The organism is uncultured Clostridium sp. (assembly GCF_937920395.1).
Taxonomy (GTDB): Bacteria; Bacillota; Clostridia; order Clostridiales; family Clostridiaceae; genus Clostridium_AD.
On record NZ_CALEVF010000081.1, the window covers coordinates 1 to 11,463 of the forward strand.

The following is an 11,463-nucleotide window of genomic DNA, read 5'->3' on the forward strand; positions in this document are numbered from 1 at the left end:
TTTCTCACCTGCACAAAACAAATTATCAAGACCTACGACCCTCATATTATTGGTTATTGGGGCTACAGACAGATATCTTAGATATATATCCTATTCCAGATTTACCTTCAAATAACTTTCCCATCACCTTTCCTGGAGATAACGATCACAGCCCTAGTGATAAACCACTATTTGAACTGCATTTTCATGATTCACTAGAAATAAGCTATTGCTATGAAGGTGGAGGATTTTTTTTTTCAGATGGAGAACCTTACCCCTTTTGCGCAAGAGATGTATCCATTATATTTAAAAACCAATTACATATAGCGCAAAGTGATAGTTCAAATATGAATAAATGGAGCTTTATTTCCCTTGTACCAGAATTATTATTAGCAGAACTTAGTTTAGAGGAAATTAACAATATTATTACTGTATTATCTAATTCAACTAACTTTCGGAATATATTGACTTTTGTTTTATCAATTAAATTTGCTGAAGCAAATATCGCTTTTCTATACTGCGATGGAGTAAAGTTTTTAAAATTTTAAAATGCTCTAATAAATCTTTGAATACTTTCAAATCCACATTTTAATGCTGCATCAGAACAATCTTTACCTAATCCAAACATATTTTCAGCTATCTTGACTCTGTATGCCGTAAGGTAATGGTTAAAAGTCGTCCCTGTAGTTTTTTTTAAAAGTCTACAAAAGTGAGATACACTTAAATTTGAAGCTTTTGCAGCTATTTCTAAAGTAAGTCTAGTCATATATTGTTCATCTATTAGCCTAAACGTATTAAAAAGCATTTCTTTAGTTTTAATCTCATTTATATTGTTTAATTGGTTTTTTTTAGTCTTACTATACTTTCGCACTAGAGTCCCGATTAAAGAGAAAATATTTGCCTTAATAATTATGCTATATGCCTCTTGTTTGTTTTCAAATTCTTGTTTTATATTAAATACACAATCTATAATGCTCACAATATCAGCATCTTTTTCTATAATTGGCTCTGGAAATTGGATCCTATTTTCCACAAAAAGTTCTATAGAATTTTTATCTTCAATATTAAAAAATGAGGTCTCTATGAAATCAGGAGCAATATGAAATACCAATATTTCTTCTTCCGCTTCTGAATCCGCATTCGTAGAATGAATCTTCTCACTCCCTATTATTAATAAATTACCCTTAGATAAAATAAAACTTCTGTTATCAATTTGCACCCTTATACTTCCTTTAATCATATAAAGTATTTCAAGAGCTTTGTGCCAATGAAGATGGACATGTGGCTCATATTTCTTAGGGGCGTATGAAAAAATATTTATTTTTGTTTTCATATCATGTATACGAGATTCTTCACAATAAGGTTCAATAATTTATGGCCACCTTTCACAAGATAAAGTAATATTTGATGACTTTGTGATAATAAATGATAATAAAAACAGATAAAATTATATTATAATAATAGTATATAGTATGTTTGATAAAAAAACTATAATTAAAGGGGTGTCACTTATGACCTTGGTGATAATGCAGATAGACTTCAAGAATTAGCTTTAACTACAAGACTTGGAATTCGTCTAATATTTGGCATAGATGCTATACATGGTAACGCTATTTTAAATAGTGCAACAGTTTTCCCGTCGCAACTTGCTATGTCTTGCAGCTTTAATCCTTCACTTGTAGAAAAAGCTGGACAAGTAACTGCAAAAGAAGTAGCTGCGGACGGCTTACATTGGACTTTTTCTCCAGTACTTTGCGTAGGACGTGACCTGCGTTGGGGAAGTATTAATGAAACCTTTGGTGAAGATCATTATCTTATAGGCCAATTTGCTTCTTCCATAATCGAAGGGTACCAAGGGGGAAATTTATCAGACCCAGGTAGTATATTAGCTTATGCCAAGAATTATATAGCATATGGCGAAAGTACTGGTGCTAAAGATTCTTATGACTCTGAAGTTACAGTAAGAAAAGTTCGTGAAGTTTTCTTGCCACCATTTAAAAAAGCCGTTGAGGCAGGTTGCGCTAATTTTATGACAGGCTATCAATCTATAGACGGAACACCAATGACTGCTAATAAAAGAATGCTTAGAGGCATTTTTAAAGATGAACTTGGCTTTGACGGTTTTGTAGTTACAGATTGGAACAATATCGGATCCCTTGCCGATAAGCAAAAAATGTCTTCTTACATTCTTGATGCTTCTAAAAAAGCTATATAAAGTGGAAATGACATGATCATGAATACAAATGATTTTTATAATGCTGCTATTAAATTAGTTAAAAATGGAATAGTTTCTGAGGTTCTTATTGATGAAGCAATTAAACGAATCCTTAATGTTAAATTTAAATTGGGCCTCTTTGATGCTAAAAAAAGACGTGGTTATATTTCAACAGATGTTATTGCTTGAAAAGAACATCAAGAAATAAATCTTGAGTTAACAAGAGAATCCATAATATTATTAGAAAATAAAAATAATACATTACCCCTTAAAAATGTTAGGAAAATTGCTGTAGTAGGTCCCAATGCAGATAGTATACAGGCTCAGTTCGAAGATTGGACATTCTTTACCCATCCTGATCCTAAACCAGATACTATACCTAATTTTGAATATTACACAATGTTAAGGGGAATACGAGAACTTGCTGAATCTAAACATATTGAAGTTAGCTATCACAAAGGAGGTGATATTACGAATAAAGAAAATATAGATGTAGAAGGTGCTATTAAAGCCTGCGAGAATGCAGATGTAATCATAGCTGTTGTAGGCAATTGTCTTGAAATGAATGGTGAATTTAAAGATAGAGCTACTCTTGATATGCCAGGATCTCAGCTTAGACTTGTTGAGGAATTAAAAAAATTAAACAAGCCTTTAACAGTTGTATTAGTTAATGGAAAACCCCTCTCTATTCCATGGATAGCCCAGAATGCTGATGCAGTTATAGAGACATTTAATTCAGGAACGCTAGGAGGAAAGGCACTGGCAGATATTCTATTTGGGAAATTTAATCCTTGTGGAAAGCTAAGCATATCCTTCCCATATCATAGTGGACAAACACCTGTATATTATAATTATCTGCCAGGTTGTCACAGCCCTAAATACGCAGATTTAAATACGTCTGAAACTTTATATAGCTTTGGTTATGGACTATCTTATGCTAGTTTCAAATATTCTAACCTAAAGCTTTCTAAAACAAGTTGTTCCTCAGCAGACACTCTAACCGTAAGCGTAGATATCACTAATATAGGGAAATATGATGGCACTGAAATTGTGCAATTATATGTTATAAGCTCTGTTATGACTCCAGTTAAAGAATTAAAGGGCTTTAAAAAAATTCAGATAAATGCTGGAAACACAAAAAACGTAAGTATTACTTTATCTGTATCCGATTTTTCTATTGTAGATGCTTATGAGCAGTATGTTGTAGAACCTGGAAAATTTGAAATTATGGTTGGTCCAGATTCTAGAAATGCAAGTCTACTCAAAGATGTACTTACAGTAATATAACCTTTTCAATATAGGTTATACATCAATTAGAAGCAGTTTTTATATTTTATATAAAAACTGCTTCTAATATTATTCTAAGTTTTTTATAGACCTATTTTAGAAATTCGTAACGTCTGTATACTGATGGATTACAACCTTTATATTTCTTAAATGTCTTATTAAAATATGAAGGACTTGAAAAACCAACGTCACTGGATATGTCTGTGATAGTCTTATTTGAAAAGGTAAGAAGTTTTTCAGCCTCTACTATTCGTATAAAATTCAAATATTCTATAAATGTTCTGTTTGTAGCTCTTTTAAAAAGTCTGCAAAAATAAAAGTGATCAAATCCACATAACTCACATAATTCTTTAAGAGTAATATTCTCCGTATAATTATCTTCTATATACTTAGGAGCTAACCTCAACCTTTCTAAAACTTTATCTTCAAAATCTATTTTTGGTTTTTTTAAGATTTCATATCTGTATAAACAACCTAATATCATATATATATAAGATTTAAGATAAAATTCAAAACCATTGTTACTATTTATAAATTCATCTTTAATTTTTTCCATGACAATGGTAATCTCTAAATAGGCTGCATCACTTGAATTAAATATAAAATGAGTTTTTGAGCTTTCTGTTAAAAAAGCTGAAAGATATTTATAACTGTTTAAAGACTTATTTTTAAATAAATTTTTAGAATCAAATTGTATTATAAGTATGTCTGTATCTTGTTCTAAAACTTTAGTAGAATGAGGAATTCTAGAGTTTATAAAAACAATTTCTCCAGCACCCAAATCAAATGTTTGATTATCTAAGGAGTATGATAATTTGCCTTTAATAATTTTTAATAGCTCTAGCTGTTCATGAAAATGCGAATTCGAACTTAAATCAACTTCTTTATTTGAGACTATTTTCACATTAATAGGAATATCTGCTATTGGCATTTTAATTAATTCATTTTGCATATTTTACCCTCCTAAAGTCAATATAGTACAATAATTAGCCAATATTAATGTTTTTATTATATCTAATTTGCAATATAATTATATTATAAAGTATTTGGCATATAAACTGCTAGGAGGAAAACGTATAATGAAGGATGCAACTAAGATATTTAAAAGATATGAAAATAATCCAATTCTACATGTTAAAGACTATGAAGGTGTAGCAAAAATTTATAATCCGTCACCAATTATTTGTGGTGATGAAACAATATTATTAGTATCTGTAGTTGAACACGCTGCAACAAAAGGTTATGGACGAGATGTTGGACAAACTCGTGTTGCAAGAAGTAAAGATGGAGTAAATTTTGTTTTAGAGGAAAAACAAAGGATTTCAAAACATATGAAAGAATTGAAATAATTACAGCACCTAGAAATAGAGGAGCTAGCTTATTTTCAGAAAAAATAGGTGGTAAATATTATAAACTTGACAGACCAGGCGGTGGTGATGGTTCAACTGGGGATATATGGATTTCGGCTAGTGAAGATTTTATTCACTGGGGAGAATTTAAACCAGTGCTTGCCGCTGGGTATCGTTTTTGGAATGTTGAAAAAATAGGACCTACACCACCAATTAAAACAGATAAGGGATGGATTGTAATTATTCATGGAGTATTCTCACCTGCAGGAGGAACTTACTACTATTTAGGAGCAATTCTTTTAGATCTAGATGAGCCATGGAAAGTTATAGGCAAAACAAATAGTTATATATTGGCACCTGAAATGGATTATGAAAAGCACGGTAATTGTGATAACACAGTATTTGCATGTGGTGCTATTGCTGACTATGATAAAGATCAAATAAGACTATATTATGGAGCTTGTGACAATTACATTTGTTTAGCTACAGGATGCCTTAGTGAACTAGTCGATGCATGTATAAAAGAAATATAACAAAAGTAGATGATTGGGATATCCTTAATATCCAAGAGGACATGTAATTCCTATATGTACACGAAGGAACTGACTTTGTACCTATTGATCAAAAGATATATAAAATGCTACCCAAAACTCTGGTATATTTTATATACCTACTTCTATACTAGTTTTGATTGTTTTTGTGATGTTCAATTATTAACCAAAATATAAATTTAAATATATGGTTTAACTTGAGCTAGAATTTCTTATCTTATTAAATACATTATAACTTCTTTGCGCACACTCAGAAATAGCTATTGGGTGGAAACCTGGTATCGCTGAATATAAGGTGTCATTTAATGGTTTACTCCATTTTTTAGGGATATTTTTTTCTCCTACAAGAGCACCCATAATAGATTCAACTGTGGCCTTCTTTAAATTATGATACAGTCTATAGTTATTCGGAATTTCACTTAATCCTATTTCAATAAGCTTATCTATATCCTTCTCCACAAATGCTGCTGAAATCAATGCACTAAAGAACATAGCTCCGTAAGCATAACCATCTACTCTAATTTGAGCACCAATCCATTCTCTATATGGGTTTAGATAAGTTCTTACCCACTCTATATCTTTCTTCCAGTTTTCTGGTTTAACTTGCATATGATTCATTGTAACTGAAGCAAAATTTAAATAAGCTTGAGTTTCAGCTGTACAAACTAATTGATAAGGAAGGTTCTCATGCCAAAACTTTCCTAAATCCCAGCTATGCGCCATAGAATCTATCCTTTAACTTCTCTTTCGATTCCACAATATTAAATTTTTTTGGTCCTTCTTCTCTATTTTTTCTTATATCCTCTAACTCTATTGGCTCACAAAACGAAAAATTCTTGGATATTTCTAATTGAGTTAATTCATTATAAAATGCCATAAGTTGCTTTTCATCCTCACCTAATTCTTCAAATCTTTCATGATACCCCTCTACATTACACCCCTCTTCTTCTCTTTGCTTTATCTCTTCTTTTACCAAATTTTTTAATGACGTCCATCCAGCCATAGTAACCCTCCATTATTTTAAAGTCTAGAATCATATTATCATTTTCTTATAATTCAATTATAATATAATCATAGATGCTATTCTAATTAAAAAAGGGCAATTTATATGTGGAATCGGCCAAATAATTTATCAATAGCATCTATTAGCCCTTTTGTTGCTAAAATTGGTAACCATATGCGAGCAAGTTTTACTTTCTAATTTAATTTAAATCGGCTGTAATAAAATTAAAATTTTATTACAGCCGATTTATGTTTTTAAAAAGCCTTAAACCAAAAATTGTCTCATATAATTCCTACTTATAGTTATTGATTCTTTTATTAATTGAAGAGAATCTTCAAAAGCCTTATCCTCTACTTCTATACATGCAAATCCTCTATATCCTATGTCCGTTAAGGCTGATACATATTTACCCCAATCTATATCTCCTAGTCCTACAAGTTTTGGTGAAATGTATTGTAGCGGAGTAGCCATAATACCCACGTCATCAAGTTTATCTTTGTATTTTTTTATATCCTTGAAATGCACATGGAATATTCTATCTTTAAATTCATATATTGGTTTTATATAGTCTATTTGTTGCCATACAAAGTGAGATGGATCATAATTTAATCCAAAGTTAAGACTTGGTATTAACTTAAACATCTTTCTCCATATATCAGGAGTTGTGGCAAGATTCAATCCACCAGGCCATTCATCCTTTGTAAAAAGCATAGGACAGTTTTCAATAGCTACTCGTACATCATTTTCTTCTGCAAACTTAATTATTGGAGTCCAAACTTTCTTAAATTCAATAAGATTTTCTTCCACAGTCTTGTCTTTATCCTTACCTATAAACGTTGTAACAGTTTTAACTCCTAGTATCCCTGCTGCTTTTATTATTTTTTTAATATGCTCTATATAAAATGCGCTCTTTTTAGCATCAGGATCTAAAGGGTTAGGATAATATCCAAGTGCAGAAATCTCAACTCCTTTTGATTTTATATAGTCATTAATATATCCAGCTCTTTTTTCATCCATACTATCAACATTAATATGTGTGACACCAGCATATCTTCTTTCTGCCTTTCCAATTGGCCAACACATCATTTCAACACAAGAAAATCCATTATCAGAAGCATAATTTATTACTTCTTCAAAACTTAAATCTCCCAATATGGCACTAACGAATCCTAGTTTCATCATAACTCCCTCCTTTTTAGTATTTTATAGCAACTTTTTTACCAGTTTCCTCTGATTCATATGCTGCGCTCAATAACCTAGTTAAAGAAATTGCTTCATCAATGCCTATGTGTATTTCTTTATTTTCTGTAACTCCTTCAATCCATTGAATTAATGGACTAGGAAGTGATTGTGGTAAATTTTCTTTAGTAATCCATTTCCCATCTGTTTCTGCATTTGCATAACTAACACCATCTCTAATCATAAGCGTTCCTGTTGTTCCACTAATTTCAAGAGTTAGTGGTGTATAAACTGAAACAAAACTTGTTTCAGCTACACCAATAGCACCATTTTGAAATTCAAATACTGATACTGCATTGTCTTCAACTTGTCTATTAGTTATTTTTGTAAAAGTTGCAGTAACATTTTTCGCTTTACCTAAGAGCCACTCTAATAAATATACAGTGTGAGTACCTAAATCAATCATAGCTCCACCACCACAATTTTCCTTATTATAAAAACTCTCAGGCAACCAATTTGCAATGCTTCCATTATGAGCATTGCGTACCCTTGCATATGTTATATCACCTAATGCTCCACTTTCAACCATTTGTTTTGCAAAAATCATTTCAGAGCTAAATTTATGAACAAATGCAATTGAAAATTTTACATTATTTCTTTCAACTGCTTCTTTTATTTTTATACAATCATCTACTGTAAGTGCAAGAACTTTTTCTGTGAAAATATGTTTCTTAGCATTAGCTGCTTTAATGATTAATTCTGTATGCATAACCGTTGGGGAATTAATAACAACACCTTCGATAGAATCATCCTTCAAAAGGAGATCATAATCTTCAATAAATTTACAATTTAATTTATTTGCCCATTTAATTCCAGCTTCTTTATTTTCATCCCACACTGCTATAATTTCACATTGTGATAATTCCATAATTTGTTTGGCATAGTCTTTAGCATGCACATGCCAAGAACTTATCATTGCAATCTTCATATTATACACCCCATTTTTTATATTAAAGCCTTCTATATTTCAACATGAACCGCAGATGAAGTTTCGCTAGAAACAAATGCTGCTTCCATTACCTTTATAACACGCATTGCTTGTGCTGGTGTTATTTTAAGTGGTGCTTTTCCTTCAATAGCGTCTATTAACCCATCATATACAACTGTTAAATTATCCACAACATCCATAGGTTCAGATATTATTATTTCTTCTATAGAGTTTGCATTTCTAGGTGCCATAGTCTTAGTAGGTCCAGCTTTAGTATAAACAATTTCATCAACCCAAACACTTTCTTTATCTATGCACCTTACTATTTTTCCGCCACAATCCCAATCATCTATTTGTAGTGTTCCTTTTTTACCTAAAACATACCATCTTGGATGTGTTATATAGTTATTTGTAGATACTTCAATATGAGCTGTTAACCCACTCTCAAATGTCAATGTAAGACGAAAGTTATCTTCCACATCACTGTACTCAATGTTATACATTTTACAAAATACATTAGTAACCTTCTGATCAATCATATACAGCATTTGATCAATTAAATGTACCCCCCAATCTACCATCATGCCTCCACCAAGCCTTTTGATAGTTCTCCAGCCAGTTGGCATTCCTCTTGAGCCCTCAACTCTGGATTCTATAGCATACACATCTCCAAGCAAACCCTCTTCAACACTTCGCTTCATCAAAACGAAGTCCTTATTTGTTCTCCTATTTTGATCAATAGTAAATACTTTATTATATTTAATAGACGCTGCAATTACTTCCTCAAGTTCTATTGAAGATAAAGTTACAGGTTTTTCACTAATAACATGCTTTCCAGCTTTCATTGCCTCAATTAATAATTCTTTATGCACTTCATTAGTTGTAGCAACAAGAATTATATCAATATCAGGATCAGAGAATAACTCCTCTTTTGAGCCATATGCCTTAAGTCCTTGTTTTATTGCAAACTCACATCTTTGTGGATTTATATCGTATACTCCCTTTATATTAAGTCGTTTGTAATCCTTAAGTGATTTGAAATGATACTCTGCCATACCGCCGAAACCAATAATTCCTAAATTAAACATTTTAAAACCCCTTCTTACTTCATAATATATTCAAATGATTTTTTCATATTTTCTAAACTTGTACCAATAAATTCTTCTTGTTCATATATATAATCAGCCTTTGGTGCTAAATCTATAAGATATTTGAAATCAATTATCCCACTACCAGCATCTACATTTCTCTTTGTCTCGTTATTTTCTAATTGCTTTAAATGCACTACTGGGCAACGAGATATATTTTTTTTCATATATTTATTAACATCAAGTCCCGCATATGCAATCCAAAAAACATCTGGTTGTTGTTTTACATATCTTAAATCTGTATTGTTAAAAAGGACCTCTAATGGATACTGACCATTATCCATCTTAAATTCGTGTGCATGGTTATGATAAGCAAATATTAGGCCGGCTTTTGCACTTTGTTCTCCTATCTTATTAAATAATTCTGCATGCTCAAGTGCACTTTCTATTGTATTTATTTCTGCATGTGGACAAACTATATATTTTGCACCTAAAATATTAAGATACTCAAGTTCTGCATCTAAGTTTTCTTTAAGCCTACCTATTCCAACATGTGCTGACAAAGCGATCAGATTAAGTTCTTTTAATTTTTTATTCATATCTTTTGCTAAGATATCTTTGTAACCTGCAAATTCAACCCCTGTATACCCTATCTCAGACAACTGCTTAAGTGTTCCAAAAAAATCTTTGCTTGTATAATCTTGAACAGACCATAGCTGTGCTGATAATTTATTTAACATATTTTCATCCTCCTAATTATTAAAATATATAGCTTTTCCTGTATTTGCGGATTCATATATAGCTTCAAGAATTTTGGAAACAATATATGCTTCATACGGTTTAACAACTACCTCAGTATCGTTAATTATAGAATCAATCCAACGTTTAGCTTCAACTATTGGAGGCGTTTCAGCAACCCCGTCATAAAAAGCAACCCCACCAGCACTCAAATCAGGTTTAATTTCAATAAGCTTACCAAACTCGTCTTTATTTATGATAAGACCATTTTTAATTTGTGCCCCTGCCTTTGATCCGCAAAGAACAGTACTACCCTCTTGGATAGGTTCTATGGTATTAAGTGCCCAACTTGATTCAAGTATAACTGTAGCTCCATTTTCCATTACAATAAAACCAAAAGCAGAATCTTCTACTGTATTCTGTTTTATATCCCATGGTCCCCAAGGATTCCCACAATCTGGATTTGTTAATTTTTTATATTTTGTACCAACAACCATTTTAGGCTTGTAATTATTCATAAGCCAAAGTGTAAGATCAAGTGAATGAGTACCAATATCTATAAGAGGACCGCCACCTTGTTCTTCTTCATTTAAAAATACTCCCCATGTAGGTGTACCACGACGCCTTACTGCAATAGCCTTAGCAAAATATATTTCTCCTAAATCTCCACGATCAATAGCTTTTTTCAAATAAGTACTTTCTGCTTTATGTCTATGTTGGTATCCTATAGTTAATTTTTTACCTGTTTCCTTAGCTACATTAACCATTTCTAGTGCATCAGCTGCTGTTTTAGCCATTGGCTTTTCACACATAACATGTTTGCCTGCTCTCATAGAAGCAATTGATATTTTTGCATGTGATTTATTGGGAGTAAGAACATGAATAACATCAATAGTCTTATCTTGTAATAATTCATTGTAATCCTTATAAACCCTCGCATCAGGACAACCATATTCTTTTGCTGCTTTTTGTGCTTTTTCTAATACTAAATCACAAAATGCAACCATTTCTACATTTGATACCGCTTTCAATGATGGCATATGTTTTCCATTTGCAATACCACCGCAACCTATAATTCCTATTCTT

At 31.7% G+C, this 11,463-nt stretch carries 14 protein-coding genes and 1 pseudogene; 6 read left to right on the top strand and 9 right to left on the bottom strand.

Annotation, left to right across the window (positions count from 1 at the left end; all coding sequences use genetic code 11):
* The first annotated feature begins 56 nt into the window (after window positions 1-56).
* Entirely contained in the window at window positions 57-527 is a 471-nt protein-coding gene (locus Q0649_RS08475; RefSeq protein WP_298840234.1) for an AraC family ligand binding domain-containing protein, read from the top strand.
* Here the strand turns inward: Q0649_RS08475 and Q0649_RS08480 are convergent.
* On the bottom strand, window positions 524-1,312 hold the full coding sequence (locus Q0649_RS08480) for an AraC family transcriptional regulator (protein WP_298840216.1): 789 nt from the start codon (window positions 1,310-1,312) through the stop codon (window positions 524-526). The genes Q0649_RS08475 and Q0649_RS08480 overlap by 4 nt on opposite strands.
* A 216-nt stretch (window positions 1,313-1,528) precedes the next feature.
* Between Q0649_RS08480 and Q0649_RS08485 the strand changes: the two are divergent.
* The 3 genes and pseudogenes from Q0649_RS08485 to Q0649_RS08495 form a co-directional block, all read left to right on the top strand.
* A pseudogene (locus tag Q0649_RS08485) lies at window positions 1,529-2,194 on the top strand (glycoside hydrolase family 3 protein); the annotation flags it as partial.
* An 18-nt stretch (window positions 2,195-2,212) separates the two neighbouring features.
* On the top strand, window positions 2,213-2,383 hold the full coding sequence (locus tag Q0649_RS08490; protein WP_298840218.1) for a hypothetical protein: 171 nt from the start codon (window positions 2,213-2,215) through the stop codon (window positions 2,381-2,383).
* 45 nt (window positions 2,384-2,428) lie between these two features.
* Complete coding sequence (locus tag Q0649_RS08495; protein ID WP_298840236.1) at window positions 2,429-3,481, top strand: glycoside hydrolase family 3 C-terminal domain-containing protein; 1,053 nt, start codon at window positions 2,429-2,431, stop codon at window positions 3,479-3,481.
* A 91-nt stretch (window positions 3,482-3,572) separates the two neighbouring features.
* Here Q0649_RS08495 and Q0649_RS08500 read toward each other — a convergent pair whose 3' ends face one another.
* Window positions 3,573-4,433: an AraC family transcriptional regulator gene (locus Q0649_RS08500; RefSeq protein ID WP_298840220.1), complete on the bottom strand. Its 861-nt coding sequence runs from the start codon at window positions 4,431-4,433 to the stop codon at window positions 3,573-3,575.
* 127 nt (window positions 4,434-4,560) lie between these two features.
* On the opposite strand from Q0649_RS08500, the gene Q0649_RS08505 reads away from it, so the two are divergent.
* Both Q0649_RS08505 and Q0649_RS08510 read left to right on the top strand, forming a co-directional pair.
* Window positions 4,561-4,830 (top strand): hypothetical protein, encoded by a 270-nt coding sequence (locus Q0649_RS08505; protein ID WP_298840222.1) that lies wholly within the window; start codon window positions 4,561-4,563, stop codon window positions 4,828-4,830.
* Complete coding sequence (locus Q0649_RS08510; protein WP_298840239.1) at window positions 4,830-5,363, top strand: hypothetical protein; 534 nt, start codon at window positions 4,830-4,832, stop codon at window positions 5,361-5,363. Before Q0649_RS08505 ends, Q0649_RS08510 begins: the two co-directional genes overlap by 1 nt.
* Before the next feature lie 210 nt (window positions 5,364-5,573).
* Here the strand turns inward: Q0649_RS08510 and Q0649_RS08515 are convergent, their stop codons facing one another.
* From Q0649_RS08515 to Q0649_RS08545, 7 genes are all read right to left on the bottom strand, one after another.
* On the bottom strand, window positions 5,574-6,104 hold the full coding sequence (locus Q0649_RS08515) for a hypothetical protein (RefSeq protein WP_298840223.1): 531 nt from the start codon (window positions 6,102-6,104) through the stop codon (window positions 5,574-5,576).
* On the bottom strand, window positions 6,094-6,384 hold the full coding sequence (locus Q0649_RS08520) for a hypothetical protein (RefSeq protein WP_298840225.1): 291 nt from the start codon (window positions 6,382-6,384) through the stop codon (window positions 6,094-6,096). Before Q0649_RS08520 ends, Q0649_RS08515 begins: the two co-directional genes overlap by 11 nt.
* Window positions 6,385-6,648: 264 nt before the next feature.
* A complete protein-coding gene (locus Q0649_RS08525; protein ID WP_298840240.1) occupies window positions 6,649-7,563 on the bottom strand; it encodes a sugar phosphate isomerase/epimerase in 915 nt (304 codons plus the stop codon).
* 16 nt (window positions 7,564-7,579) lie between these two features.
* Window positions 7,580-8,551, bottom strand: coding sequence for a Gfo/Idh/MocA family protein (locus tag Q0649_RS08530; RefSeq protein WP_298840227.1), 972 nt, complete (start codon window positions 8,549-8,551; stop codon window positions 7,580-7,582).
* A gap of 32 nt (window positions 8,552-8,583) precedes the next feature.
* Entirely contained in the window at window positions 8,584-9,639 is a 1,056-nt protein-coding gene (locus tag Q0649_RS08535; RefSeq protein WP_298840229.1) for a Gfo/Idh/MocA family protein, read from the bottom strand.
* Window positions 9,640-9,653: 14 nt separating this feature from the next.
* The gene (locus tag Q0649_RS08540) at window positions 9,654-10,379 is read right to left on the bottom strand and encodes a sugar phosphate isomerase/epimerase (protein ID WP_298840231.1); all 726 of its coding nucleotides are present in this window, start codon (window positions 10,377-10,379) and stop codon (window positions 9,654-9,656) included.
* Window positions 10,380-10,391: 12 nt separating this feature from the next.
* The coding region (locus Q0649_RS08545; protein ID WP_298840233.1) for a Gfo/Idh/MocA family protein at window positions 10,392-11,463 on the bottom strand (1,072 nt) is incomplete at its 5' end.

What these genes read in the sequence shown, in the direction of transcription:
- Q0649_RS08480 (WP_298840216.1), bottom strand. Translation starts at nt 1,312, where the DNA reads ATGAAAACAAAAATAAATATTTTTTCATACGCCCCTAAGAAATATGAG.
- Q0649_RS08490 (WP_298840218.1), top strand. Translation starts at nt 2,213, where the DNA reads ATGAATACAAATGATTTTTATAATGCTGCTATTAAATTAGTTAAAAAT.
- Q0649_RS08500 (WP_298840220.1), bottom strand. Translation starts at nt 4,433, where the DNA reads ATGCAAAATGAATTAATTAAAATGCCAATAGCAGATATTCCTATTAAT.
- Q0649_RS08505 (WP_298840222.1), top strand. Translation starts at nt 4,561, where the DNA reads ATGAAGGATGCAACTAAGATATTTAAAAGATATGAAAATAATCCAATT.
- Q0649_RS08515 (WP_298840223.1), bottom strand. Translation starts at nt 6,104, where the DNA reads ATGGCGCATAGCTGGGATTTAGGAAAGTTTTGGCATGAGAACCTTCCT.
- Q0649_RS08520 (WP_298840225.1), bottom strand. Translation starts at nt 6,384, where the DNA reads ATGGCTGGATGGACGTCATTAAAAAATTTGGTAAAAGAAGAGATAAAG.
- Q0649_RS08525 (WP_298840240.1), bottom strand. Translation starts at nt 7,563, where the DNA reads ATGAAACTAGGATTCGTTAGTGCCATATTGGGAGATTTAAGTTTTGAA.
- Q0649_RS08530 (WP_298840227.1), bottom strand. Translation starts at nt 8,551, where the DNA reads ATGAAGATTGCAATGATAAGTTCTTGGCATGTGCATGCTAAAGACTAT.
- Q0649_RS08535 (WP_298840229.1), bottom strand. Translation starts at nt 9,639, where the DNA reads ATGTTTAATTTAGGAATTATTGGTTTCGGCGGTATGGCAGAGTATCAT.
- Q0649_RS08540 (WP_298840231.1), bottom strand. Translation starts at nt 10,379, where the DNA reads ATGTTAAATAAATTATCAGCACAGCTATGGTCTGTTCAAGATTATACA.